General features: G+C 63.8%; 23 protein-coding genes and 2 pseudogenes. 15 read left to right on the forward strand and 10 right to left on the reverse strand.

Annotated features, from left to right (window positions below):
• Window positions 1–98 precede the first annotated feature (98 nt).
• A complete protein-coding gene (locus IEX88_RS25665) occupies window positions 99–935 on the forward strand; it encodes an SUV3 domain-containing protein (RefSeq protein ID WP_188855324.1) in 837 nt (278 codons plus the stop codon).
• 236 nt (window positions 936–1,171) lie between these two features.
• Here IEX88_RS25665 and IEX88_RS25670 read toward each other — a convergent pair whose 3' ends face one another.
• Window positions 1,172–2,830, reverse strand: a complete 1,659-nt coding sequence (locus tag IEX88_RS25670; RefSeq protein WP_188855325.1) for an MHYT domain-containing protein — start codon at window positions 2,828–2,830, stop codon at window positions 1,172–1,174.
• A 295-nt stretch (window positions 2,831–3,125) separates the two neighbouring features.
• Here IEX88_RS25670 and IEX88_RS25675 point away from each other — a divergent pair, with 295 nt between their 5' ends.
• Complete coding sequence (locus IEX88_RS25675) at window positions 3,126–3,455, forward strand: DUF1236 domain-containing protein (RefSeq protein WP_188855326.1); 330 nt, start codon at window positions 3,126–3,128, stop codon at window positions 3,453–3,455.
• 631 nt (window positions 3,456–4,086) lie between these two features.
• Here IEX88_RS25675 and IEX88_RS25680 read toward each other — a convergent pair.
• A pseudogene (locus IEX88_RS25680) lies at window positions 4,087–4,299 on the reverse strand (YhjD/YihY/BrkB family envelope integrity protein); the annotation flags it as partial.
• A gap of 164 nt (window positions 4,300–4,463) precedes the next feature.
• On the opposite strand from IEX88_RS25680, the gene IEX88_RS25685 reads away from it, so the two are divergent.
• Window positions 4,464–5,447: a TAXI family TRAP transporter solute-binding subunit gene (locus IEX88_RS25685; protein ID WP_188855327.1), complete on the forward strand. Its 984-nt coding sequence runs from the start codon at window positions 4,464–4,466 to the stop codon at window positions 5,445–5,447.
• A gap of 88 nt (window positions 5,448–5,535) precedes the next feature.
• Window positions 5,536–7,602 carry a TRAP transporter permease gene (locus IEX88_RS25690; protein WP_188855328.1) on the forward strand — a complete coding sequence of 689 codons (2,067 nt, stop codon included), beginning with the start codon at window positions 5,536–5,538 and terminating at the stop codon, window positions 7,600–7,602.
• 464 nt (window positions 7,603–8,066) lie between these two features.
• On the opposite strand, the pseudogene IEX88_RS25695 reads toward IEX88_RS25690, so the two are convergent.
• A pseudogene (locus tag IEX88_RS25695) lies at window positions 8,067–8,641 on the reverse strand (ABC transporter ATP-binding protein); the annotation flags it as partial.
• 196 nt (window positions 8,642–8,837) lie between these two features.
• Here IEX88_RS25695 and IEX88_RS25700 point away from each other — a divergent pair.
• On the forward strand, window positions 8,838–10,025 hold the full coding sequence (locus tag IEX88_RS25700; protein ID WP_188855329.1) for a glycoside hydrolase family protein: 1,188 nt from the start codon (window positions 8,838–8,840) through the stop codon (window positions 10,023–10,025).
• Window positions 10,022–10,798 carry an enoyl-CoA hydratase/isomerase family protein gene (locus tag IEX88_RS25705; RefSeq protein WP_188855330.1) on the forward strand — a complete coding sequence of 259 codons (777 nt, stop codon included), beginning with the start codon at window positions 10,022–10,024 and terminating at the stop codon, window positions 10,796–10,798. Before IEX88_RS25700 ends, IEX88_RS25705 begins: the two co-directional genes overlap by 4 nt.
• A gap of 10 nt (window positions 10,799–10,808) precedes the next feature.
• Here IEX88_RS25705 and IEX88_RS25710 read toward each other — a convergent pair whose 3' ends face one another.
• Window positions 10,809–11,819, reverse strand: a complete 1,011-nt coding sequence (locus IEX88_RS25710) for a LacI family DNA-binding transcriptional regulator (RefSeq protein WP_188855331.1) — start codon at window positions 11,817–11,819, stop codon at window positions 10,809–10,811.
• A 267-nt stretch (window positions 11,820–12,086) separates the two neighbouring features.
• On the opposite strand from IEX88_RS25710, the gene IEX88_RS25715 reads away from it, so the two are divergent.
• The 7 genes from IEX88_RS25715 to IEX88_RS25745 all read left to right on the forward strand — a co-directional run bounded on the left by IEX88_RS25715 (window position 12,087) and on the right by IEX88_RS25745 (window position 18,726).
• Window positions 12,087–12,983 (forward strand): dihydrodipicolinate synthase family protein, encoded by an 897-nt coding sequence (locus IEX88_RS25715; protein ID WP_188855332.1) that lies wholly within the window; start codon window positions 12,087–12,089, stop codon window positions 12,981–12,983.
• Between the two features lie 21 nt (window positions 12,984–13,004).
• Window positions 13,005–13,526: a TRAP transporter small permease gene (locus IEX88_RS25720; RefSeq protein WP_188855333.1), complete on the forward strand. Its 522-nt coding sequence runs from the start codon at window positions 13,005–13,007 to the stop codon at window positions 13,524–13,526.
• A 4-nt stretch (window positions 13,527–13,530) separates the two neighbouring features.
• Window positions 13,531–14,808, forward strand: coding sequence for a TRAP transporter large permease (locus tag IEX88_RS25725; protein WP_188855334.1), 1,278 nt, complete (start codon window positions 13,531–13,533; stop codon window positions 14,806–14,808).
• Window positions 14,809–14,834: 26 nt separating this feature from the next.
• Window positions 14,835–15,809, forward strand: a complete 975-nt coding sequence (locus IEX88_RS25730; protein ID WP_188855335.1) for a TRAP transporter substrate-binding protein — start codon at window positions 14,835–14,837, stop codon at window positions 15,807–15,809.
• 68 nt (window positions 15,810–15,877) lie between these two features.
• A complete protein-coding gene (locus tag IEX88_RS25735) occupies window positions 15,878–17,014 on the forward strand; it encodes an acyl-CoA dehydrogenase family protein (RefSeq protein ID WP_188855336.1) in 1,137 nt (378 codons plus the stop codon).
• 36 nt (window positions 17,015–17,050) lie between these two features.
• A complete protein-coding gene (locus IEX88_RS25740; RefSeq protein WP_188855337.1) occupies window positions 17,051–18,265 on the forward strand; it encodes a CaiB/BaiF CoA transferase family protein in 1,215 nt (404 codons plus the stop codon).
• Between the two features lie 11 nt (window positions 18,266–18,276).
• Window positions 18,277–18,726 (forward strand): MaoC/PaaZ C-terminal domain-containing protein, encoded by a 450-nt coding sequence (locus IEX88_RS25745; protein WP_188855338.1) that lies wholly within the window; start codon window positions 18,277–18,279, stop codon window positions 18,724–18,726.
• A gap of 271 nt (window positions 18,727–18,997) precedes the next feature.
• Here the strand turns inward: IEX88_RS25745 and IEX88_RS25750 are convergent, their stop codons facing one another.
• The 6 genes from IEX88_RS25750 to IEX88_RS25775 all read right to left on the reverse strand — a co-directional run bounded on the left by IEX88_RS25750 (window position 18,998) and on the right by IEX88_RS25775 (window position 24,020).
• Window positions 18,998–19,807, reverse strand: coding sequence for a sulfite exporter TauE/SafE family protein (locus IEX88_RS25750; RefSeq protein WP_188855339.1), 810 nt, complete (start codon window positions 19,805–19,807; stop codon window positions 18,998–19,000).
• A 104-nt stretch (window positions 19,808–19,911) separates the two neighbouring features.
• Window positions 19,912–20,619 (reverse strand): fumarylacetoacetate hydrolase family protein, encoded by a 708-nt coding sequence (locus tag IEX88_RS25755; protein WP_188855340.1) that lies wholly within the window; start codon window positions 20,617–20,619, stop codon window positions 19,912–19,914.
• The gene (locus IEX88_RS25760) at window positions 20,616–21,371 is read right to left on the reverse strand and encodes an ABC transporter permease (RefSeq protein WP_188855341.1); all 756 of its coding nucleotides are present in this window, start codon (window positions 21,369–21,371) and stop codon (window positions 20,616–20,618) included. The genes IEX88_RS25755 and IEX88_RS25760 overlap by 4 nt, the downstream gene beginning before the upstream one ends.
• Window positions 21,372–21,377: 6 nt before the next feature.
• Window positions 21,378–22,184, reverse strand: coding sequence for an ABC transporter ATP-binding protein (locus IEX88_RS25765; protein ID WP_188855342.1), 807 nt, complete (start codon window positions 22,182–22,184; stop codon window positions 21,378–21,380).
• Window positions 22,184–23,023 (reverse strand): ABC transporter permease, encoded by an 840-nt coding sequence (locus tag IEX88_RS25770; protein WP_188855343.1) that lies wholly within the window; start codon window positions 23,021–23,023, stop codon window positions 22,184–22,186. Before IEX88_RS25770 ends, IEX88_RS25765 begins: the two co-directional genes overlap by 1 nt.
• Window positions 23,024–23,033: 10 nt before the next feature.
• Window positions 23,034–24,020, reverse strand: coding sequence for an ABC transporter substrate-binding protein (locus tag IEX88_RS25775; protein ID WP_188855362.1), 987 nt, complete (start codon window positions 24,018–24,020; stop codon window positions 23,034–23,036).
• Between the two features lie 268 nt (window positions 24,021–24,288).
• On the opposite strand from IEX88_RS25775, the gene IEX88_RS25780 reads away from it, so the two are divergent.
• Window positions 24,289–24,969 carry a FadR/GntR family transcriptional regulator gene (locus IEX88_RS25780; RefSeq protein WP_188855344.1) on the forward strand — a complete coding sequence of 227 codons (681 nt, stop codon included), beginning with the start codon at window positions 24,289–24,291 and terminating at the stop codon, window positions 24,967–24,969.
• A gap of 42 nt (window positions 24,970–25,011) precedes the next feature.
• Window positions 25,012–26,226, forward strand: a complete 1,215-nt coding sequence (locus IEX88_RS25785; protein WP_188855345.1) for an NADP-dependent isocitrate dehydrogenase — start codon at window positions 25,012–25,014, stop codon at window positions 26,224–26,226.
• Window positions 26,227–26,260 lie beyond the last annotated feature (34 nt).

The following is a 26,260-nucleotide window of genomic DNA, read 5'->3' on the forward strand; positions in this document are numbered from 1 at the left end:
CACAGGAAAGGGCCCGATCGGGCCCTTTCCTGTGTCGTGCCCTCTCGGACGCGTGGCCTGGTTTTACTCCGCCACACTGGCCTGGAATTGCTCCGCCGTTGACAGAAGCCGACATCGTGGTTGCCACCGACGCGATCGGCATGGGCCTGAACCTGCCGGTATCGCGCATCTTTTTCGCCGCGCTCGACAAATTCGACGGCAACAAGCGACGAGGCCTGTTTTTCTCGGAGATCCGTCAGATCGGCGGTCGTGCCGGGCGCTTCGGCATGTTCGAGAAGGGTTGGGTTGGATCGATCGGCGGCGGACAGCACGGCGTCGACAAGCTCCGAGCTGCTTTGGAAACGCCACCAAAGGAGTTGATCGGGCGGGCCTTCGTTCGCCCTAACCGCGAGAGCGTCGCACTGGCTGCGGAGTTCCTCGAGACGGACTCGTTGGACCAGATCCTCGCCTATCTCCGCTCGCGGCTGGTTCTGGACCATCCCGATCTGAAGATCGGCGACATGGACGAGGAAGTCGAAAAGGCGCGGCGCCTCGCGGGCATCGCTATCCCGCTGCTCGACCGCCTGGCTTATGCCGTGGTCCCCGTCTCTCTGCGCCATCCCTGGTTCATGGACACTGTCATCACCTGGGCGCATGCCCACGCGGCCGGCAAGCAAGCGCCGATGCCGCCGCTCCGTTCGGGAGACCTTCAGCGCCTGGAGGACGGCGTGAACCTTGCCACGGCATGGCTCTGGCTCTCCCAGCGATTCCCCGAGGTCTATGTCGATGCGGATGCCGTGAGAGAGGGCATTGCCACGCTGAACACAGAGATTGAAAGCAACCTGACGAAACTGTCTTCGGCCTCGACCTCCCAGACGCAGGCGTCGAAGGACAAGCCTCGTCCTCGGCGTGGTCGCAGCCCTCCAAACCGAGAGCGAGCGGGTGCCGGAAGCTAAGCCTGGTACGACGCCGAGCGCGTCAAAATGGGTCTCTCCGCGAACCATTGCGATGCCGCTGAAGTGCCAAGCCGGAGGTCATTCCGCGAGACCCTCCTCTCGTAGACCTAACGGAATTGAACTGCATCAGACGAAAGTTCCTAGGACCAGGACACCGAAGCGAAGGACGGAAATAGGCTTAGCTGGGCATCCGGCTGCAGTTGCCGGCTTGAGCCTTGGCACCTCAATGCGTACCACTATTCCATTGGAACGATCATCAGACAGCGAAATCCTAGCCTGTCAAAGTCCATGATTGCCCGTCCGCCGAGTTCACCTTCGATGCTGGAAATAACAAGGCGGGATCCGAAGCCTTTTCGAGCGGGTGAATCCACGATTGGCCTCCCGGTTTCGGTCCACCGGAATTCCAGGCTCTGTCGTCCGCCGACTTTTTGCTGGCTCCAGGCCACATTCAAGCGCCCCTCCGGTACGGAGAGACCACCGTGCTTCGCGGCGTTGGTCGCGAGCTCGTGGAACACCATTCCCAACGCAAGCGCGATGCGGGATGACAGATCGATATCCTCTCCGGCTAGATAGACCTGACCGTCCGCATAGGGCTTCAACTCGTTCTCGAGGATCTCGCGGAGACTGGCCCGTTCCCAGCCGCTGCGTGTCAAAACGTTATGCGTGGCCGAGAGCGCCATCAGTCGAGCTTCGAAGTCAGCATGGAAGCGCTCCGGCGACGGCGCATGCCTTGCTGTCTGACGAGAGATCGACTGGACCGTCGCAAGGGTGTTCTTCACGCGATGGTTCAGCTCGTCAATCAGGAGACGCTGCCGCCGTTCGCTAGTCTCAAGGTCGATAAAGGCATTGCGGCGGTCGGTCACGTCCAGCACAACTCCGACCATGCGTGCGGCAGCGCCATTCCGCGACTTTACCGTTCGGCCTCGGACATTGACCCAGCGATCGCCCGAGGCGAGCAGATAAACAATGTCGTAGTCGGTATCGGTCTCGATGGCATGTGCAAGCTGCCTTTCACGCTCAACCCGACTGTCGGGTGCGATCCGGCTCAGTGCCTGCTCGTATGAAAGCGCGCTTTCCGCAGACAGTCCGTAAATTGCCTTGCCCTGCGGTGAAATCCGTAGGGCCTTTGTTCGAAGATCCAGTTCCCAGAAACCGACACCTCCAGCTTCAAGGGCAGACAGTATATTGTCGCGCTGGTCGAAGAGACTGGCCATAATCGCGAGGAACAGAAGCAGGATCGTCAGTGCGGCGACAGACACGGCTAACGCAGTGGGCGGCGCACCATACGAAGCGGTCGGTGCGCCGGAGATCAGGGTCAGCTTCAGGGCCGACATCGCCGTGTAGTGCATGCCCACAATGGCGAGTCCGAGGATGACGGAGGCCGACGCCTGAGAGCTCGCGGAGCGCTCTCTGCTCGCCACCAGTAGAGCTGCCGTCGATGCCGCTACTGCGATCGCGAGCGATAGAGCCACAAGTCGGAAATCATAGCCCAGAGAGACGGCTGTCTCTAGCGCGGCCATGCCGACATAGTGCATCGCGCAGATGCCGGCACCCATTGCCGCGCCGGCCGCAAAGACGTGCCTTCGATTTGCTTTTGCGCGGGCGACGAAGAAGAACGCCCCCGCAGTGGAGATGACGGCCAGCAAGAGGGAGATTGCCGTCAGTGCTGGATCGTAGCTCACGGCGGACCCGGGATCGAAGCCGAGCATGGCGATGAAATGCATCGACCAGATGCTGATGCCCATCGCCAGAGAGGCCGTCGCAAGCCACCCCGTGCGAGCCCGCCCGGTGTTCTGCGTCACACGGCGGAAAAGATCCAGCGCCGTCCACGACCCCAGCACGGCGACGACGATCGACAGGACTACGAAGATTGGGTCGTGATGAGTGTGGTGCATCGTCCTCTTTCGCGGCGTCCGGCAACATCCTTTAGACGCGTGTCCGGCAGGCGAATAGAAGCAAAGAATGAAAAACGGGGCACAGGCAGCGAGGAAGACAGGAAATGCCGGCCCCAAGGATTGTTGCTCTGGCGGTTACCGCCTGCTTCTTACCTCCGCATTCTGCCTTTGCTCAAGTCGCCCCGTCTGTCTCTCTCCCTTTGGCGCGAGGAAATTCGTCTGCGTTGGGATTCAGTCATTTGGCAACTAATCGCCTCTTCCCACGTTTGTGATCTGGGACGAACAGGAGATCGAAATGCGCACTCTTATCGCGGTACTAGGCGTTGCCGGACTGGCCATCACGGCGCCGGCCTCGGCCCAAACCACGACGACCACCACCGTCGTGACAGAACGGCCCGCAGCGGGAACTGTAGTCGTCGTGCCTGACGAAGTTCGCACCTATGTCACACAACAGCGGAACAACTCGGTCGTGCTCGAAGGCCCTGTCGTTGTCGGTCAGCCCCTGCCTGACACCATCGAATATCAGGTCATCCCGGATAACGATGGCTACGCATATGCGATTGTAAATGACCAGCGTGTTCTCATAGACCCGAAGACGCGCAGCATCATTGAAGTATACGACTGAGCATAAGTGCATGGGCGCCGCTGCGGCCGCAACGAGAATACGGATCCGGTAATACTGAAGCCGCCATCGCGCTTAGAAGCGGTGGCGGTTTATTCTCGTGAAGGCAAGACGACATTGCTCTGCTAAGTGCAAAGCTGGTGCGAGTGGAGGACTGATGGGGAGCACCCGGCTTTCCCGAGCGTGAGGCGCAGGCCTTCTTACCCCAACAGCGCCCGCCTCCAAGGTGAGCAATCTTTTCCCATGCGGACGTCCGCAGCTCACACAGCAGTCTTAGCACGTCGAGAATGGATCATCTGGAAGGCTGAAGTTAATTGATCGCCTGGTAGAAGCGGCGTTGGCGGCGGATGGGCATCGCAAAGTGTCGTGAAATGTCTAGTTCTCGTGCTTCGGCTCGGACGACATCATCCGCATGGCCTCGCTAACGCAGAACACCAACGATCCGAATGCCGCCCAAGTTGATTTTGAGCACCCACTCACTGCAAGTATCCCGCTGCTTGATGAAGCCGTTCTTGATCGCCGTCTTAAAACTTCCAGTTGATCCGATCCCATTTAATCTGAATTCGCATGAAGGCTGAGAGCGCAACCTGACGGCTCGGTCCTCGCCGATCTGCCTAAAGCCGCATGCGATGTTTTATGATGACGCCTCGCCCACCGTATCCGCCATAATCGCTCCGCGCTTGCCCAGCGGCCTCTCTTGCGTATGCGTCGTATCCTTGGCCGCCTGGTGCTCCAACTCTGCATTGAGCTCAGCACCGAAGAGCACGACGATGCAGCTGAGCCACGTCCAGGTCATGAAGCCGATGGCCGCGCCAAGGCTTCCATACGTCTCGTCATAGCTACCGAATTTCTTGTCGCCGCTTTACGCAAAGATGCTCATCGAATCTCAGCGCGCCGACACCATCGGGCCTGGCGGCCACATTCCACGCAGCCCAAACGATTTGCCTTCGACAAACACGCGTTGTGCCGCCATGATCGAATTCTAGGAAAACAAGCCGTCGAGGAAGATTGATGATGACGTCGCTCAAAAAGATCGCCGCCTGCCTGATTTTTGGCTCTGCCATTGCCGCGACCGGATTGGCGGCGGCCCAGGCGCCCCAGTTCTTCCGTATCGGCACCGGCGGCACGGCGGGCACCTATTATCCCATCGGTGGTCTGATCGCGAATGCGATTTCGGGTTCCGGCGAGAAGGGCGTCCAAGGTCTTGTCGCCACCGCTGTTGCCTCGAACGGCTCTGTCGCTAACATCAACGCCATCAAGGCCGGCTCGATGGAGTCGGGCTTCAGCCAGTCCGACGTCGCCTATTGGGCCCATACCGGCACCGGCCTCTTCAAGGATCAGGGCAAGGTTGAGGATCTGCGCCTTCTGGCCACGCTCTACCCCGAGACGATCCATCTCGTTGCGGCGGAAGGGTCAGGAATCGAGTCGGTCGCGGATCTCAAGGGCAAGCGCGTCTCGCTCGACGAACCCGGCTCGGGCACCATCGTCGACGCCCGCCTGGTGCTCGGCGCCTTCGGATTGACCGAGGATGACGTGGAGGCCGAGTACCTGAAGCCCGGGCCTGCGGGCGATCGGCTACGGGATGGCGCGCTCGACGCTTATTTCTTCGTCGGCGGCTATCCGACCGGCGCCATTTCCGAGCTGGCGACTTCCAGCGGAATCTCGCTGGTTCCTATCAAGGGTCCCGAGATCGACAAGCTGCTCGCCGAGTACAGCTTCTTCAGCAAGGACACCGTTCCGGCCGAGACCTATTCGGGCGTCGGTGAGACGGAGACGATTGCAGTCGCGGCTCAATGGGTGACGAGCGCCAAGGTCGACGAGGAACTGGTCTACAAGATCGTGGACGTCATGTGGAACGACGCCTCGCGCGCTGCCTTGGATGCCGGCCATGCCAAGGGCAAGCTGATCAAGTTGGAGACCGCGACGATCGGCCTCGGCATTCCGCTGCATCCGGGCGCCGAGCGCTACTACCGGGAAAAGGGCCTCTTGAAGTAGGACGCACCGATTAACGACGCGTTGGGTCCGCGGCAGTTTCTGCCGCGGACCTTTTTATTCCCGCTTACGCAATGACGGATTCGGCACGATGAAGGTATCCCCCGACGAGGACGTGCGCCTGGCGCCGCTGGAGCTCGATGAGGAGGCGGCGCGCGCGCTGGAGGAGAAGTTCGACTCCGAAATCCGTTTCCGGCCCCTGTCAAGGGAGGCTGGCTGGCTGGTCGGAGGGCTGCTCGTTGCCCTTTCGCTGTTCCACTACTACACCGCCGGCTTCGGTCTCCTGTCGGAGATGATCCATCGCGGCATCCACCTGTCGATGGTGATTGCCCTGGTCTTCCTGGTCTTTCCGCTGACGAAGCGGGGCTTCGATGCCCCTGCCGGTCATTCCCTGCTGCGCCCCATCGGCATCCCCTTATACGATTGGCTGCTCGCCATAGCCGCCGTCGTCGCGGTGCTGCACGTGCCCCTCATCCCGCTCGACACGCTCGCCTTCCGCGTCGGCAATCCGACAACGACCGACGTCGTTCTGGGGGGAACCTTGATCCTGCTGCTGCTTGAGGCGACGCGGCGCTCGGTCGGCTGGCCCTTGCCGATCATCGCCCTCATCTTCATGGCCTACGGCATTTTCGGCCAGTCGATGCCGGGCATCCTCGTCCATCCCGGGGCGACGGTCTCGCAGCTCGTCGACCATCTTTACCTGACGACGCAGGGAATCTACGGCATCGCCCTTGGTGTCGTCGCGACCTACGTCTTCCATTTCGTCTTGTTCGGCGTCTTCGCCACGCGCATCGGCCTTGGACAGCTGTTCCTCGACTGCGCAGCTTGGGTCGCCGGACGATACGCGGGTGGCCCGGCGAAGGTCTCAATCTTCGGTTCGGCGCTGTTCGGCATGATATCCGGCTCGTCCGTCGCCAACACCGTCACCGTCGGATCGTTGACGATCCCGGCCATGATCAAGCTCGGCTACAAGCGCGAATTTGCGGCAGCGGTCGAGGCCGCGTCGTCGACCGGCGGCCAGATCACGCCGCCGATCATGGGGGCCGCGGCCTTCCTGATGATCGAATTTCTCAACCTACCCTATACGACGATCATCCTCGCGGCGATCGTGCCGGCTTTCATGCACTTCTTCGGCGTCCTGATGCAGGTGCACTTCGAGGCCAAGCGCAACGGGCTGCGCGGCCTGCGTCCGGACGAGATGCCGGACCTGAAGGAGGCCTTCCGCCGCGACTGGCCGACCGTCATCCCGCTCGTCGTGCTCGTTGCCATTCTTCTCGCGGGCTACACGCCCTATCTCGCCGCCTTCTGGGGCATCACCCTCTGCGTTCTCGTCGGGCTCTTCAACCCCCGCCGGCGCATGAGCCTTGCCGACATCGCGGTCGGCCTCCGGGATGGCGCGAAATACGCGCTGGCGGTCGGCGCCGCCGCGGCGACGGTCGGCATCGTCGTCGGCGTCGTCACGCTGACGGGCGTCGGCTTCAAGATCTCCTTCATCGTCACGTCGACGGCTGCCGACATGGCGACCTTCGTCGGCAGCATCGTCCCCGTCTACCTCTTTGCGCCGCAGACGCTGACCCTGCTCTTCTCGCTGGTGATGACCGGCATCGTCTGCATTCTCATGGGCTGCGGCATTCCGACGACGGCCAACTACATCATCATGGCGACCATTGCCGCGCCGACGCTCGGTCTCCTCGGTGTCGAGCCGATCGTGGCGCACTTCTTCGTCTTCTATTATGGCGTCCTCGCCGACATCACGCCGCCGGTGGCGCTTGCCGCCTATGCCGCAGCAGGAATGGCCGCCGCCGATCCTTTCAAGACCGGCAACACCGCGTTCCGTCTCAGCCTTGGAAAGGTGCTGGTCCCCTTCGTCTTCGTCTTCTCGCCATCGCTGCTTCTGGTGACGACTGGGTTCACCTGGACGGCCTTCGCTCTTGCCTTCATCGGCTGCGCGCTCGGCATCGCCTGCCTTGGGGCCGCCCTGTCCGGGTGGATGCTAGTAAAGACGAGACTTTGGGAACGAATCCTTCTGGGTCTCGCCTCGCTGCTTCTCGTGGCTCCCGAACTCTATTCGACTCTGGTGGGCATCGGCCTGATCCTGCCCGTCGTCGTGAGGCAATGGACCGCACACCAAACAGAGAGAAGAATCGCCCTCGCCTGAACCATCGCGGTCGGCTTCGAACAAATCGGCGTCCGAGACAGTCGGCGCGCTTCCGATTGTCGTCGACAGCATCAGATCCAGTGTTCGGATCCGGTTGAGGACGCCCATCTTGGCGAGAACGTCCGGTCGCCGTACCCGTTACGAAGTCGCCCCCGCAAATTCCGTCTGCGGCGCCGAAGCGGGGCGCAGCGAACTGGCCCTAGTGCCAATGCGGGTAGATCAACTGCGGGCGGCTGAGAGCATCGAGCCGCGCCAGATCATCTTTGGACAGCTTGAGCGCCGCGGTGCGAAAGTTCGCCTTGGACTGCTGGGGCTGCGGCCCCCGACGACGAGCGATGCCGGGCGCATCAGGAGCCAGCGAGCGCGACCCGCGCCCGGCGGTATCGTCGCCGAAGGAAGCACAGCTGTTACACCGGTAGTTTCAGCCGTAGTTCACCATCGGCCTGGCCAAGCACTTCGCACGACAACGTGTTCATCGTCGGGCTGCCGATGAAGCGGGCGACGAACAGCGTCGCCGGCCGGTGATAAAGGTCGAGCGGCCGGCCGACCTGCTCCATGTGCCCGCCGTTCATCACCACGATCCGGTCGGCCAGCGTCATGGCCTCGANTGCAACGCGGCATCGAGGTTCGACAAGGGTTCGTCGAACAGGAAAGCCTTGGGATCGCGCACGATCGCCCGGCCCATGGCGACACGCTGGCGCTGTCCGCCGGAGAGCTGCGCCGGACGCCGGTCCATGAACGGCTCGAGTTTCAGGATCGCCGAGGCCTTGCCGACCTGCGTGGCGATCTCGGTATCGGGGGTATCGCGCATCTTCAGACCGAAGGCGAGATTGTCGGCGACGCTCATATGCGGATAGAGCGCGTAGTCCTGGAAAACCATGGCGATGTCGCGGTCCGCCGGCGGCAGGTCGCCGACTTCGCGATCGGCGATCCGCAATTCGCCGGCGGTGATTTCTTCGAGGCCGGCGATCATCCGCAGCAGGGTCGACTTTCCACAGCCGGAGGGGCCGACCAGCACGATGAACTCACCGCTCCCGAGAAGGCGACCGTCTGCTCGCCGGCGCCGCCATGGACGTCGTTCCCATGGGATGCGGGACCAGGTCCTCCGACAGCGCCGGCGATTGCCGCCTGGACGGGAGACCGAAGGAAATCGCTCGTCATGCAATTGTAAGCGCTTTCATAAGCTGCTAAAAATATACAGAAGTCGACTGAATCTGCTTCAGGGAGGAACAACGATGCCCGACAACCATGCGAAGGCCTTCTCGGAAGCCTTGGATCTGCTCAGCCGCAAGATGCTGGAGGACGAACCGTCGCTGGGCGTCTCCTTTCCCTACGTGACAAGGCCGGACGGCAGCTGGGATCTCATGCCGGCCTCCGTGTCCGCAGGCTATTCCGGCGATGCCTGGAGCCATGGCAACTGGTTCTGCGGATTCTGGATCGGCCTGCATCTCGTCTCGCACCTCCACGGCGGCGACGAGGCTCACCTGGCAATCGCGACCGAAAGAATGCGGCTGGTCGCGCCTCGGTCGCACGATCCCAACACACACGACATCGGCTTCATCTTCCTGTCCAGCGCGCTGCCTCTGTTCCACCTCACCGCCGATCCGCTTCACTGCGAGACAGGCCTCGAAGCCGCCCGTCAGCTGCGGGCTCGCCTCGTTCGCACGGACCTCGGCGGTTACGTATCGTCATGGGGTCCGCACGACGATCAGAGAGGACGCCGCAGCTCCGCCATCGACACCATGGCCAACCTTCCACTGCTGTACTGGGCGGGCGAGCAGACGCGGGACGACAGTTTCACCGTGGCGGCCGAACTGCACGCTCAGTCCACCGAGCGGACCTTCATCCGCGAGGATCTGTCGACCTACCACGCGGTGGAATACGACCTTCCCGCCGGGACACGGAACCGAGGATACACGTTCCAGGGCCTGGGCGATGAATCCTTTTGGTCCCGCGGGCAGGGCTGGGCAATTCTCGGCTATGCCGAGACCGCCAGGGCCACCGGCAACCGCCGCTATCTCGATCTCGCCCACACGCTGGCTGACCGGTTTCTCGAGGCTCTGGCAGGACGCAGCGCCGCGCCCTGGGATTTCGACGATCCGGCGGGCGACGACGCGACGCTCGACACGGCCGCCTCCGCCATCGTCGCCAATGCTTTGCTCCAGATTGCGGACCTCGAGCCGGATGCCGGGATCGCCGGAAAGCGCCGGGATCAGGCGATCGCTCTTCTGGAGGATCTGTGCCGGGAGCACCTGTCGCGCGACCCGTCCGAGCGGGGGCTGCTGCGGCACGGCTGCTACTCCAAGCCGCACAATATCGGCCCGGATGCCGCGGTGCTCTTCGGCGACTACTATTTCGCCGAGGCTCTGCTGATGGTCCTGAAGCCCGGCGCACTTCGGCCGGCGGCGAAGAAACTCGCATGACGTCGGCGGGACGGCCCGGCGACGTGATGCTGGTTGTCGCGGACGGGGTGGCAACGGTCAGGATCCATAACCCGCCGCTCAACATCCTGACCATCGCCGTGCGCGAGAAGCTTTTCGCGGTCGTCGGCGAAATCGAGAGGCGCCAGGATGTCCGTGTCGTCGTCTTCGAGGGAGAGGGTCGGCGCGCCTTTTCGGTCGGCTCGGATATCGGCGAATTTCCTCGGACAGAGCTCGGAGGCGTCGCCAAGATCCGGTTCGAACAGTATCTCCTCGACCGCATCGAGAACCTGCCGCAGGTGACCATTGCCAAGATGAGCGGCATGGCTCTCGGCGGCGGCGCCGAACTGGCCCTGGCCTGCGATTTTCGCCTGCTGGACCTCAAGGGCTCACTGGGATTTCCGGAAATTAGTCTCGGCGCTCTGCCCGCCGCGGGCGGAATGAAGAGACTGGCGCGCGAGATCGGCAGTGCCCGGGCACGCCAATTGGTCCTGCTCGGGCGCCCCCTGGATGCGCCGACGGCCGCTTCCTGGGGCCTGGTCACCGCGGCCGTGCCCAGTGACGACCTCGATGACGCGACGCGACAGCTGGCGCAGTCGCTTTGCCGATTGCCACGGGAGGCGCTCGCTTTGGCCAAGAAGACGATCGCAGCGTCCAGTCCAGGCGGCGAAATGGATACGCGCGAAGCCGAGGCGTTCGGGAGGCTTTTCCGCAGCCTAGATCTGGCGGAAGGGCTTGCGGCGTTCATCGAAAAACGCCCCCCGGCCTTCGCCTGACGGGGGCAGGTCAGGGAGTTCTCGGACTCCCCGTGGAGCCGCGAATGGTCAGCGCGGCTTCCAGTACGGTACTGGCTTGACCCATCCGTCCTGACAAAAGGGCGGTCATGCGTTCGGCTGCGGCATTGCCGATCTCCGCAGCGGGCACGGTCACCGTCGTCAGCCCCGGCGCGAGATAGCTGGCAAAGTCCAGGCCGTCATAACCAGCGATGGAAAGCTGGCCCGGAACGTCGATCCCCAGGTCTCGTGCCTGCGACATCGCACCGACGGCCAACACGTCCGTCGTACAGACCAGACAGGTGGTCTCAGGCGCCGCGTCCATGATCTTCTTCAAGCCGTCGCGGCCCGCGGACATGGCATAGGGCACTTCCAGCAGGCAACTCAAATGCGCGTCTGCCTCCGTGAGCTTGGCCAAGATGCCGTCTCTGCGAGACCGGATCCGGTCATTGCCACCTGTCGGGCTGCTGAGAACGGCCACGTTCCGATGCCCCTGCGCGAGGAGGTAACGGGTCAGGTCGTAGGCCGAGGCGAAGTTGTCGAAACCAACGGCGGGATAGTCTTCCGAGGCTTCGTGAACGAAAGTGACCACGACAGGGCATTCGTATCGGCGGATGAGTCTTCGGGTGTCCGGAGAGCGTTCGTTGCCGACGAGAATCAGACCGTCGATGCCGTGCGACAACAGCGACTGGACCTCCTCGAATTCACGCCTGGCGTCATAGCGCGAGTTGGCGACGACAAGCCGATACCCGTCTATTCCCAGACGGTCCTGCATGGCTTCCACACCCCTTGCGAACACCGAAATCCCCAGCGTCGGGACGACCACGCCGATCGTGCGGGTGCGCTTGGACGCCAGCGCCCGGGCCGCACCGTTTGGGACATAGCCCAGCTCTCGCGTCGCCTTGGAAATGCGCTCCCGAAGCTCCGGCGTCACCATGCCCGGGTTGTTGAGGGCGCGCGAAACTGTGGCGACGGATACCCCCGCCGCGGAAGCAACGTCTGCAAGCGATGTCTTCCTGGTCATGACTGCAGCTACCCTGAAACCGCTTTCGGCCGAATAGGCGTCTATGCTGTGAAAAGCCTAGCCTATTGGACCCCAGAAAACCAGCCAAATTCAGGTCGTCCTTTGTATTCTTGCAGTGCACAAACGATATTTATCGATGTCGGGTTGACATGATTTTAGCAGCTGCATAGTCTGAAAGCGCTTTCATAGCTTTAAGTGGTGCCATTTCTCGCAGCGGCAAGAGATCGCCTTTCCGCTTTAAGTCATCCAACGCCTTGGGAGGGGCTTATGATCGACTGGACGGGGGTTTTCCCTGCCGTAACCACCAAGATGCGGCAAGACGGGAGCGTCGATATCGACGCCACCCAGGCCGGCGTCGAACGCCTTGTCAGTTCCGGCGTGAGCGGTCTGGTAATGCTGCCGATGCTCGGCGAGAACGCCTCTCTGACCGACGCCGAACGCGAGCGCGTCCTGCGGTGTGCCGTGGAGGCCGTTGCCGGCCGGGTCCCCGTGCTGTCTGGCCTTGCCGCCATCACCACCGATGACGCGGCAGCCAAGGCTCGGTCGATGAAATCCTGGGGCGCCGAGGGCTTCATGGCCTTTCCAAGCCTCGGCTATCGCACCGATCGCCGCGAGACGGTCGAATGGTACAGGTCTCTCGCTGCCGCGACCAACCTGCCGATCATGATCTACAATAATCCGATCGCTTATGGCGTGGACGTCGATCCCGTGGCCCTTGAGCAGTTGGCCGGTATTCCCGAGATCGTCTGCATCAAGGAGGAGAGCGGTGACGTCCGGCGCGTGACCGATATCTTCAACGCCCTTGGCGACCGGTTCGTCGTCTTCTGCGGCGTCGACGACCAGATCCTGGAAAGCGTCGCCCTCGGTGCATCGGGATGGGTATCGGGCATGACCAATGCTTGGCCGACCGAGTGCGTGAAGCTGTTCGACCTGTGCCGGCAGGGCCGCTTCGAGGAAGCTCGCCCGCTATATCGCATCCTTACGCCGGCCTTCCACCTCGATACCAGCGTCAAGCTCGTCCAGTACATCAAAATGGCCGAACACGTCGCCTGCGGCGCCCCGGAGTGGACGCGTGCCCCTCGCCTGCCGCTGGTCGGCGACGAGCGCTCCAGCGTCATCGCGACGCTCGAGAAAACGGTTGAGGCCCTTGCTGGCCTGAACTGAGCTCGAACGGGAGGGCAGCCCATGACTTTCATCATCCGATCGACCGATATGCTGAATACCGTGCTCGGGTGGATCGCCGGCACCTTCATGGGCATCGCCACGCTGGCGGTGCTGGCGCAGGTGTTCATCCGCTTCGTCCTTCCCTTGATGGGGATGGCGATATCGGCTCCGTGGACCGAGGAACTGGCCCGCTACCTCATGATCTGGGTCGTCTTCCTGGGCGTCGCCGTCCTCAGCCGCTCGTTCAGGCTGATCGCCGTCGAGATGATCGTCGTGGCCCTTCCCGAAAGAGCGGGCATCGGCATGCGGATGCTGTCGGTGGTGATTTGCGTCTGCTTCTTCGTGGTCGTCGCCACCGTGGGTTTCGGCTGGACCGCCATGAGCAGCATCGAGACGTCGCCCGTGCTGCGGCTCCCGATGACCTGGGTCTACATGGCGATGCCGGTGGGCGCCGTCATCACGATCTTCAACCTGCTTGTCTTCGCCGCCGAGATCCTGACGGGTCGCCGCCGGAACGTCGAACAGGCCGAGATCATGGACTGACCCGATGCTCATCCTGCAGGTCATCGCCGGACTTCTCGTCCTCCTCGCGGTATCGGTTCCCGTTGGCGTCGCCATCGGCATCCTGTCCTTCGCGGGCCTTTGGGCCCGGGGCATCCCGATGGTCGCCGCCGTGCAGACCGTGTTCGAGAGCCTCGACAGCTTTTCGCTCATGGCCGTGCCCTTCTACATCCTCGCCGGCAGCATCATGCAGGCGGGCGGCATTTCCCAGAGACTGGTCAATCTCGCCAATGCTCTCATCGGCTGGCTGAAAGGCGGATTGGGCGGCGCCGCGGTCCTCACCTCGATGTTTTTCGCCACCATTTCCGGATCGTCCTCGGCCACCACGGCGGCCGTTGGCTCCACGACGATCCCGGCAATGGTGAAAAAGGGCTATCCCCGCAACTACGCGGCGGCGCTTGTGGCGGCCTCGGGCGAACTGGGCGTCATCATCCCGCCTTCCCTGCCGATCATCATCTACGGCCTGGTGATGAACCAGTCGATCGCCACGCTCTTCATCGCCGGCATCCTGCCCGGCATCATGATCGGCGGTTCTCTCATCGCGACGTCGATCGTCGTCGCCTACGTGAAAGGCTTCGACAACGTGACGTCGCTCCCGTTCGGCCAATGGGCGAAGGGGGTCGCCGTCGCGGCATGGCAGGCCAGCCTGGCGCTGATGATGCCGATCATCATCCTCGGCGGCATCTACACCGGCGTGTTCACGCCGACGGAAGCGGCCGTGGTCGCCGTGTTCTACGGCCTCATCGTTAGCCTCTTCGTCTACCGCGAACTGCGCTGGCGCTATCTCGGCCAGGTCTTCGTCAAGGCGGCACTCGTCTCGGCGGGCATCCTGTTCATCGTCGCCTTCGCCTCGGCCCTCGGCTTCTTCCTGACGATCAGCCAGATCCCGCAGCAGATCGGCCTGTGGATTGGATCGCTCACCGCCAACCCGCTCGTCTTCCTTCTGATCGTCAACGGGCTGCTGTTCATCACCGGCATGTTCATGGAGACACTGGCGGCGATCATCATCCTGGCGCCGATCCTCGGCCCGATCGCCGCGACCTACGGCATCGATCCGATCCACTTCGGCATGGTCATGGTCGTCAACCTGGCGGTCGGCATGGTCACACCGCCGGTCGGTGTCAATCTCTTCATCGCCTGCGAAGTGGCCGGCATCCGGCTCGATCAGATCGTCCGTCCGCTGCTGATCTTTCTGGCGGTGCTGATGGTGGACATCCTGATCATCGCCTACGTGCCGTACCTGTCTCTTGCATTCGTCAGATAACCCAAGAAGAACCGGAGGAAACACCCATGAGCATCAAGTCCATTATCGCCGTCAGCGCCATGCTGGCAGCAATGCCGGGCACTGCCAGCGCTCTCGACATCAACCTTGGCCACACGCTGACGGTCGACAGCCACTACCAGGCCGCCGCCCAGAAATTCAAGGAAGTGGTCGAGGCCGGTAGCAAGGGCGAGATCACCGTCTCGATCTTTCCGCAGAGCCAGCTCGGCGGCGAGGTGAAGATGATCCAGGGTGCCCGCACCGGCACGATCGGCGCCTTCATCACCGCGGCACCGCCGGTGGAGAACACGGTGCCGCAGTTCGCCGTGTTCTCGCTGCCCTATCTCTTCGATTCCGTCGAGCAGGCGAACGGCGTCCTGCAGAGCGAGGTCGGACGCAGCTTCCTCGACAAGCTGCCGGCAGCCGGTCTGATCGGCCTCGACTTCTTCTCGGTGTTCGAGCGCAGCGTCGGCGGCAACCGCGCGATCGACAAGGTCGAGGACATGCGCGGCATGAAAATCCGCGTCCTGCAGGGACCCGGCTTCATCCAGACCTACGACGCCCTCGGCGCGCAGGCGACGCCGATGGCTTACAGCGAGGTCTTCGTGGCGCTGCAGAACGGCGTCGTCGACGGGCTGGAGACGTCGCCGGAACAGGCGATCCAGGACAAGTTCTCCGAGATCATCAAGAACTTCAGCCTGACGAAGATCCACCTGATGCCGTCGCTGCTCGTCATGTCGAAGCCAATCTTCGATCAGCTGACGCCCGAGCAGCAGGCGCTGGTCAGGGATGCCTCGCATCAGGCTGTGCAGGTCTCGATCGACACCTACGCCAAGACACGCGCCGACGCCCTCGTAGAAATGAAAAATCTCGGGATCGCCATCAACGAGCCTGACCTCGAGGCGTTCAAGAAGACCGCTCGCGAGCAGTGGCCGGCGCTGCTGGCTTCGGTCCCGGACGGCCAGGCCAATCTCGACCTGATCCAAGCCGCCAACGCGAAGTGACGCCTTCGGGCCGGGGCGGCGACGACCCGGCCCACCCTTCCCTCCATGCCCGACAGGCCCCAGCCATCATGTTCGACCTAGACGACGAGAAGACCCTTATTCGAGACACGGCCCGCGCCTTCGCCAACGAAGTGGTCCGTCCTCGGGCGGCGGCGATCGACGCCGACGACGCGTTCCCGTTCGACATCTACCGCCAGATGGGTGAGCTGGGTTTTCTCTCGATGACCCTGCCCGAGGAGCATGGTGGTTCGGGCGCCGATACGCTTTCCTGGACCCTCGTGCAGGAAGAGTTGGCCAGGGCCTCGGCCTCGGTCGCCGACGCGCACATGGTCAACAAGCTGATGTGCGACATCATCCTGAGCGATGCCTCCGACGCCGTGCGCGAGGCCTATCTGCCGCTGATGGCCAGGGGTGAGGCGATCTGCGCGATCGCTCAAACGGAAGCCGATACCGGCTCCGACGTCGCTTCGATCCGGACGGTGGCGCGCCCCGTCGAGGGCGGTTACTCTCTTTCCGGATCCAAGCAGTTCATCACCTTTGCCGGAGTCTGCGATCTCGCCATCGTGGTCGCGACGACCGATCGCAGCCTCGGCAAGGCCGGCATTGGCCTCTTTCTCGTCGACGCGAAATCGGAGGGCTTCATCCGGGGCGCCAAGAATCCCCTGATGGGCGTGCGTGGCCTGGCGACCGGAGAGCTCTCGTTCGACCAGGTGTTTGTCCCGGCTGACCACCTGCTGGCCGCGCCGGGCACGGGCATGCGGCGGTCGCTGACCTCTCTAAATTCGGGGCGTGTCGGAATGGCCGCGCAGTCCGTCGGCATCGCTCAGGCGGCCTTCGACGACGCCCTGCTCTATTCGAAGACCCGTCACGCCTTCGGCAAGCCCATCGCCGACCTGCAGGCAATCCAGTTCATGCTCGCCGACATGTCCGTCCAGATCGAGGCGGCCCGGCTGATGACCCGCCGGGCGGCCCACGTCAGGGACAAGGGCGGCAACGTCGTCCGCGAAGTCTCGGAAGCCAAGCTTTTCGCCTCCGAGATCGCCAGCCGTGTCGTCGACGACGCCCTGCAGATCCACGGCGCCTACGGTTACTCCCGCGAGACCGCCATCGAACGCCTTTACCGCGACATCCGCGTCTACAGGATCTGGGAAGGCACGAGCCAGATCCAGCGCGTCGTCATCGCCCGGCAGCTGCTCGCGACTTGATCGCAGGCCGCCGAACCCCATCGAAGGATCCATGACATGACCGACTGCGAAACACCGCAGGCGCCCCGCCTTCTCGACGGCATCCGCGTCCTCAGCTTCTGCCACTACCTCCAGGGCCCTGCCGCCGCGCAATATCTGGCCGACATGGGCGCCGACGTCATTAAGGTCGAACCGAAGAACGGCGCCTTCGAGCGCCACTGGTCCGGGGCCAATACCTATGTCGACGACGTCAGCGCCTTTTTCGTCTCGGCCAACCGCAACAAGCGCTCCGTCGCTCTCGACCTGAAGCACAAGGACACCCGCCGCGTCCTCGATCGGCTCGTCGCGAGCGCCGACGTCATCATCGAGAACTACCGGCCTGGCGTGATGGAACGGCTGGGACTGGGCTACGAGGCGGTCAAGGCCATCCGTCCCGACATCATCTACGCCTCCGCGACGGGCTTCGGCGCCGATGGCCCGCTGCGCGACAAGCCCGGACAGGATCTCCTCGTCCAGGCGCGGTCGGGGCTGATGGCGTCGACGGGATCAACGCCGACGGTGACGGGCTGCGCCGCGGTCGACCAGCACGGCGCAGCGCTGCTGGCGATGGGCATTTCGGCCGCCTGCTTTGCGAAGCTCTCGACAGGCAAGGGCACCCGCATCGAGGGCAGCCTCTTCAACGCCGGCATCGACATGCAGATGGAAGCGCTGACGCTGTACTACACCGGCGAGCGCTCCCGCGAACGCTTCGCGCGCGACCCGCATCTCGGCACGTGGTTCCACGAGGCGCCGTATGGGGTCTACCAGCTCTCGGACGCCTTCATCGTCATCTCGCTCAATCCCGTCGCCAAGATCGCCGAGGCGCTGGACAGCGATCGCCTGCGTGGCATGGCGTCACTCGACGCCTACGCCGAACGCGACAGGATCGCGGCAGCCCTTTCGGAGGTTCTCGCGCCTCTCGACTTTGCGACGGTCGCTGCCCGCTTCGATCCCCTGGCCATCTGGTATGAGAAGGTCAACGACTACGACGACCTGCGGGTCGACCCGCAGGCCATTTACAACGGGATCTTCACGACCATCCCGGTCGCCGGCGGCGAGGCGACGATCGTCAACCACCCCCTCAAATACGACGGTGCCGTTCCGTCCGTCCGGCGACTGCCGCCGAAGATCGGCGAACACGGGCAGGAGATCCTGGCGGAGCTTGGATTTTCGCCGGAGGAAATAGACCGCCTTTTCAGCGACGGCGCCCTTGCACTCTCCAACCCTTCCTAGGAGCTAAAGCCATGTCCCTCATCAACGCGACGGTCGGTGAACAGACCAGGTTTTCCAAGACGGTCTCCGAAAGCGACGTCTACCTGTTTGCCGGCATCACCGGCGACCTCGGCGGCAACCATGTCGACGAGGAATTCATGAAGACGTCGAAATATGGCAAGCGCATCGCCCACGGCGCTCTGATCATCGGCTTCATGTCGACGACATCGACGCTGCTCATCGAGCGCTGCCTGGCAAAGGGCCTTGAGTCCACGCCGGTTTCTCTCGGCTATGACCGGATCCGGATGCTGAAGCCGGTGTTTCTGGGAGACACGGTCACGGTTGTCTATACCGTGCGGGAGATCGACGAGGAGAGGCTGCGGACGACCGCCCAGATCGAGGTCAAGAACCAGCATGGTGACGTCGTCACCGTTGGGGAACACATCATGAAGTGGGTTCCTCGCACGTCAGTCGACAGATAGGCTTCCCACCGACGTGCCAATCAGCGGGGTCGCCATCGCCGGCGCCTCCGAGATCTGGACCGGGGAGTTGCTGATTTGATCCAACTGCGTATCCGAAACGAATAGAAGCCGTTCTCAAAATCGCACGCGACGTCGCCCGGTTCATCCGCTCGCGGCCTTCGGCGCCGAAGTCCACCGCCAGATTGAGAGTCTCGCCTCGTCCGCGCCGGTGGACGGCGTCGAAGCCATCCGCACTGCCGGTTCTCCTTGAGAACCCACACCTCCCGGCGGTTCACGTCATCATCTTGATGGAGGTAACGGCGAGGAACACGCCAAAGAGGCGGCGAAGCCATTTTGGTTCGAGGGCGTGGGCCGTGCGCGCTCCCAGCGGCGCGAAGAACATGCTGCTCGCCGCGATCAGGACGAAACCCGCCAGGTTGACGTGGCCGAGCGAGAACGGCGGCAGGTCGGACTTGCCCCAGCCATTGACGACGAAGCCGAGCGCGCCAGGGACGGCGATGATGAGGCCCACCACCGACGCCGTCCCGACGGCCCTGCGCACGGGATAGGAGGCGAGCGACAGGACGGGGACGGTCAGCGTGCCGCCGCCGATGCCCATCAGCGACGAGATCGTGCCGATGATCGTGGCGAGAAGCGCCTGGATTGGCCGTCCGGGCAGACGCGGCGCGACATGCGCTCCTTCCGGGGAGAAAAGCATGTAACCGGCGACGAGCAGAGCCACCGCGGCGAAGACCAGGGTCAGGAACTCGCCATTGGCCCAGGCCGCGATCGTCACGCCGAGAACGACGCCGACGGCGACGAAGGGCCCCCACCATTTCAGCAGCGCGGTATCGACCGAGCCGCGGGCGTGGTGGGCACGGAAGGACTGGATCGAGGTCGGGATGATCGTGGCGAGCGAGGTGCCGACCGCGATGAAGGGAATGAGGTCGGACTCCACGTCGAAGGCCGCGAGGACGATGTAGAGCACCGGCACGACGACGATGCCGCCGCCGACGCCCAGCAGGCCGGCGAGGAAACCGGACACGCAGCCGGTCAAGATGAGCCCGAGGGCGAACAAGAGGAGAAAACTTGGATCGTGCATCGAAAGCGGCCCCCGGGGACATCTGGCATGCAGGTGAGTGCGCAAAAGAAACGGACGCCGCGTCTGGCGCGGCGTCCGCCATCAAGGTCGAGGGACGGGTTGTGTCAGGCGACGCGGGTGCGCAGCTCGCCAACGCCGGCGACCGTGCCGACCAGCTCGTCGCCGCGCTGCACGGCGCCGACCCCGGCCGGCGTCCCCGCAAAGATCAGGTCGCCCGCCTGCAGCGTGAAGAGACCCGACAGATACGAAATCATCTCCGGGATCTTCCAGATCATCTGGTTGAGATCGCCGCTCTGGCGGACCTCGCCGTTCACGGTGAGCTGGATGGTGCCGGCGGTGACGTCGGCCACCTCGGAAGCCGGAACGAGTTCGGTGCAGGGCGCGGACGCCTCGAACGCCTTCCCCGTCTCCCAGGGACGGCCCATCTTCTTCGCCTCGCCCTGAAGGTCGCGCCGCGTCATGTCGAGACCGACGGCATAGCCGAAGACATGGTCCATCGCCTGGTCGAGCGGGATGTCGGTGCCGCCCTTGGACAGCGCCACCACCAGTTCGATCTCGTGGTGCACGTCGGCCGAGGCCGGGGGATAGGGGAAGTCGCGGCCGGAGAGGACCAGGGTGTCGGGATTCTTCTGGAAGAAGAAGGGCGGCTCGCGGTTCGGATCATGCCCCATCTCGATCGCGTGGTCGGCAAAGTTGCGGCCGACGCAGTAGATGCGGTGCACCGGGAACAGCTTGTCCGTGCCGCGCACCGGCAGGGTCGGCACCGGCAAGGGGGCGAAGACGTAGGTCTCGGGGGTCGCGTGGACGTTCATGCTCTGGCTCCTGCGTAATATTCGATCTTGGTTTCGAAGTGTTCGACGATGGCCGACAGGATCATGGCGGCGGCGAAGAGGAGGATGGTCAGTGCCCAGAAGCTCGCCATCTCGAAGTTGCGGGAAAACAGCTCGAAGAGCTCGCCATAACCGAGGATCGAGACGAGGATCTGGCCGATCACCACGCCCTTCACCCCGCGGATGAAGCCGATGCGGACGCCCGCGAGGATTTCCGGGAGCGCCGAGAGGAGGATGATCTTGGAGAACAGCGTCCAGGGACCTGCCCCGTAGGAGCGCCCCATCTCGAACAGCGAGCGCGGCACCTGCATGACGCCCGCCCGGGCATCGAGGACGATGATCCAGACCGCGAACAGGAAGACGGTGACGACGACCGTCGTCTCGCCGAGGCCGAACAGGATCATCAGAATCGGCACCAGGGCCGACAGGGGCGCCGAGACGAACATGTTCACCCAGAGCGACATCAGATTGTCGACGCTCTTGAACAGCCCCATCAGGATGCCGAGCGGCACGCCGACGCCGATGGCGAGCGTCATGCCGAGCGCGAAGGAGCGCAGGGTGATCAGCGTGGCGTTCTGCCAGGAGCCGGTCTGGACCAGGCGGATGCCGGCCTCGATGATCTCCGTCATCGGCGGGATGAGGAAGATGACGTCGAGCCGTCCGACGATCTCCCAGACCACGGCCCAGACCAGCAGCGAGGCCATCATCGGAATGCGAAAGCCGAAAAGAGTCATGGCCGCCTACTCCGCATAATGGCGAAGACCGTTCCAGATCTCCTCCACCGTATCGAGATAGCCCTTGTCGCGGCGGATCTCGTCGGGCGAGGCGCTGCGGTCGATCGCCGGATCGATCGTCTGCGAGATGCGGCCCGGGCGCGGCGACAGGAGCACGATCCTGTCGGACACATAGACCGCCTCCTCGATCGAATGGGTGACGAAGATGAAGGTCTTGTTCTCGAGCGCGACGAGCCGCAGGAGGTCCTCCTGGAATTTTCGGCGGTTCTGCTCGTCGACGGCCGAAAAGGGCTCGTCGAGGAGAAGGACGTCGGCATTGACGGCGAAGGCCCGGGCGATGCCGACACGCTGCTTCATGCCGCCGGAAAGCTCGTGCGGATATTTGCTCTCGAAACCGGACAGGCCCACCTCGTCGATGTAGCGCTGGGCCGTGCGGCGGCGCTCGGCCTCGCCGATCCCCTTCAGTTCCAGGCCGAAGGCGACGTTGCGCATCACCGTCGCCCACGGCATCAGGGCAAAGTCCTGGAAGACGAAGGCGCGCTCCGGGCCCGGGCCGCTGACGACCCGTCCGTTGACGACGATCTCGCCCGCGGTGGCCGGGATCAGGCCGGCGATGATCTTCAGTAGCGTGGTCTTGCCGCAGCCGGAGGGGCCGAGCAGCGTCGTCAGCTTGCCGCGGGCGACGTCGAGATCGACATTGCGCAGGGCCTCGACGTCGCCATAGGTCTTGGAAATGCCGCGCACGCGGACGACCGCGTCCTCTGCGGCAAGGGTCGGGTGCGGCATTGGCTCCCGCAGGCTTGTTCGAGACATCAGGCCGATATCCTCTTCTCAGGGCGCATGAAGCGCAGCTCGAAGCGCTGCAGACCGACGAGCGTGACGGTGGACAGGACGATGATCGAGGCGACCGCGGCGTACATGTGCCCGTAGTTGGCGATGGAGCGGTGGTAGGTGATGAGATCGCCGACGCCGGTGGGGGTGATCAGGAGCTCGGCCAGCATGACGCCGATGAAGCCGGCGGCAATGCCGAGCCGGAGCCCGGCAAAGATCACCGGCGAGGCGTCGGGGATGATGACCTTGACGATGCGCTGCAGCCGCGAGCCGCCAAAGGAGCGGCACATGGCGACGAGCGACGGGTTGACGTGGCGGACGGCCTTGTAGGAGTTGAGGACGATCACCGGCAGGGCCAGCATGATCACCGCCAGCGTTTTGGCCGTGAGGCCGATGCCGTAGACGAAGGTGACGAGCGGCACGAGGGCCGCCATCGGGGCTGCCTGGAGCACGATGAAGATCGGCGCCAGCAGCCATTCCGCCTTCTTTGACAGCCCCATCACGACGCCCAGCGCGACGCCCAGCAGCCCTGATAGGGCGACGCCGAGCACCAGCGGCTGCAGCGTGATGAAATAGGCATAGGCCATCGAGCCGTCGCCGACCATTTCGATAAAGGCGAGGAGCGTCTCCGAGAAGGGCGGGAAGGCGAAGCTGATCGGCACCCGCCCGGCGATCTCCCAGGCCCCGAAAAGAACCACCAGCGAGGCGATCGTCCAGAGCGAGGGGAAGCGGCGGAAGGCCTGCGAGACCCGCCCCGCCGACCCGGCGTCGATGGGAAGGGACGCCTGCCCCGCCCCGTCCGGTTTCGTGAGCGAGACCATGGAGGCGTCCTCAGCTCTGGCCGAGCTTGGCCAGCGCGGCCTTCAGGGGCGCGAATTCCCAGAAGTCCTCGACCTTCAGCCCGCTCGCCTCGCCCTCGAGGGCGCCGGAGGTGGTGTAGAAGTCGAAATCGTCCTTCACCGCCTCTTCGCCGCCGCCATTCAGCGGCAGGCCGCCGGCGGCCGCCTCCTTGAAGTAAGGGCCGATCTCGGCGACCATTTCCGGGCTCGCGTCGGGCAGGAGCTTGTACTTCTCGCGCAGCCGCTCGACGGCGGCCGGATCCTTGGCGACTTCGCGCCAGGTGGTGAGGATGGCCTCGACCAGCGTCGCCACCTCCTGCGGATGCTCCTTCAGGTAGTCGGTGTTGGCGAACAGGCCCTCGTCCGTCGCCGCCAGGTCGTCGAGCGGCAGATACAGGAACTTGCCCGGCGCCTGCGCCTCGAGGATGCGCTTGCCCGAGGCGTCGACGATCGTCGCCTTGACGTTGCCCTGCAGCAGCGCGCCGGTGCGGACTTCCGAGCCGGGGATGTAGGAGATGTTGGAGTATTCGATACCGTTCTTTTCCGCGGCAAGGCGCATGATCGCCTCGGTGCCCGAGCCGCGCGAATGCACCGCGACTTCCTTGCCGTCGAGGTCCTTCCAAGTCTTGTAGGTGTCCGCCGCCACCACCGGATACATCTGCAGCGTGGACAGCTGCATGAACATGCGCACGGGCGCGCGGACCTTCTGGATCAGGGCATAGGGCCCGCCGACCCCGACATCGGCCTGGCCGCTGACGACGGCCTGCGCGGCGATGTCCTCGGACTTGAGATAGGTGACCTCCAGGTCGAGGCCCGCCTCCTTGGCGCGCTCGAAGGCGATGAGGAGATGGAGCGTCTCGACGCTCGGAATGTCGCCGAAGGCCACGCGCAACGGCTCGGCATCGGCCGTGGCCGGGGACAGGGCGATAACGCATCCGAACACTGTGGCTGCGACGGACTGCTTCAATGCGGTCAGCATGCTCATGACGTTCCTCCCGATGATGAGATGACCGCGCTCTGCCGGCGCATTGGTCAACCAATACTTGATTGATAAGATATTGGTTCGCAGGGCGTGTCAATCGGCGATGCCCTCGGCAGCCGTGGAATTTCCAATCCAGCGACTGGGCACCGCGAAATATCACTGCTTTGTTGGATTCGCGCGACATGACAACAGCGGCTGGGGGGCCGATTGACCGGAGATGACGAGTCGCCTACACCTCAACCAATATGCAATTGGTCTGGAGCTTATGGTGAACATGGAAGCGTCGTTGGATGCGGAGGCGCTGGGTCGCCTGCGCGACTTCCTGGCCGGCGCAGCGCTCGGGGATGACGGACGGCTACCGCCGGAGCGCGAACTCGCCGACAGGCTGGGCCTGACGCGCGCCTCGCTGCGCCGGGCGCTGACCACGCTGCAGGGCGAAGGGGTTCTCTGGCGTCATGTCGGCAAGGGCACCTTTGCCGGCAACCGTCCGATCGACAACGCTTCCGACGTCGCCTCGATGGCGCGGCGCACCAATCCGATCGAGATCATGAACGCCCGCATCGCGATCGAGCCCGAGATCGCCCGCGTCGCCGCGCTTAACGCGACGCCGGCGGTTCTGGCGGAACTGCGTCAATGCATGGCCCGCGCCTTTAACGCGCCGGACTGGCGACAGTACGAGCACTGGGACAACCGGCTTCACCGCACCATCGCGGAGGCGACGCAGAACAGCCTGCTCGTGGGCCTCCTCGACACATTGAACGCGGTGCGACGCGAGGTGAACTGGGGCCGGCTGCGTGCCGATCCGAAGCGGCCTCCCCCCGACCACCACAGTTTCGCCGAGCACGAACAGATCGTCGAAGCGATCGCCAACCGTGACACGGCCGGCGCAGCCGCGGCGATGCGCCTTCACCTGCAGAGCGTCGAGCGGCACCTGCGTAACTCCTGAGGCCCGGCCGGCCTTCAGCCCTCCCCCACCAAGAGAATGCTTATGACGAAGATCAAGGTTGCAAACCCGGTCGTGGAGCTCGACGGCGACGAGATGACACGGATCATCTGGCAGTTCATCAAGGACAAGCTGATCCATCCCTATCTCGACATCGACCTCGACTATTACGACCTCGGCATGGAAAATCGGGATGCCACCGACGACCAGGTGACGATCGATGCGGCGCACGCGATTCGGCGGCATGGCGTCGGCGTGAAATGCGCCACGATCACGGCCGACGAGGACCGGGTGAAGGAATTCTCGCTGAAGAAGATGTGGAAGTCGCCGAACGGCACCATCCGCAACATCCTCGGCGGCGTTATCTTCCGCGAGCCGATCATCGCCAAGAACGTGCCGCGCCTCGTGCCCGGCTGGACGAAGCCCATCATCGTCGGCCGCCATGCCTTCGGCGACCAGTACAAGGCCACCGATTTCCGCTTCCCCGGCAAGGGCAAGCTGTCGATCAAGTTCGTCGGCGAGGACGGTGCGGTGATCGAGCACGAAGTCTACGACGCGCCCGCCGCCGGCGTCGCCATGGCCATGTACAACCAGGACGAATCGATCCGCGACTTCGCCCGGGCCTCGCTGAACTACGGCCTCCTGCGCGGCTATCCCGTCTACCTCTCGACCAAGAACACCATCCTCAAGGCCTATGACGGTCGCTTCAAGGATATCTTCGAGGAGATCTACCAGGCCGAGTTCGCCGCCCGGTTCAAGGAAGCGAAGATCACCTACGAGCACCGCCTGATCGACGACATGGTCGCCTCGGCGATGAAGTGGTCGGGCGGCTATGTCTGGGCCTGCAAGAACTACGACGGCGACGTCCAGTCCGACACGGTGGCGCAAGGGTTTGGCTCGCTCGGCCTGATGACCTCGGTGCTGATGACCCCGGACGGCAAGACCTGCGAGGCGGAAGCCGCGCACGGCACCGTCACCCGCCACTACCGCCAGCACCAGCGGGGCGAGGAGACTTCGACCAACTCGATCGCCTCGATCTTCGCCTGGACGCGGGGCCTCGCGCACCGCGCCAAGCTCGACGACAATGCCGAGCTCGCGCGCTTTGCCGACACGCTGGAGAAGGTCTGCGTCGACACCGTCGAGGCCGGCCACATGACCAAGGACCTCGCCCTCCTCATCGGTCCCGACCAGCCCTGGCTGTCGACCACCGGCTTCCTCGACAAGATCGACGAGAACCTGAAGAAGGCGATGGCCGTCTAGCACCGGAGCACGAAGCCTTTGCCGATACCTCGAG

The organism is Aureimonas glaciei (genome assembly GCF_014643375.1).
Classification (GTDB): Bacteria; Pseudomonadota; Alphaproteobacteria; order Rhizobiales; family Rhizobiaceae; genus Plantimonas; species Plantimonas glaciei.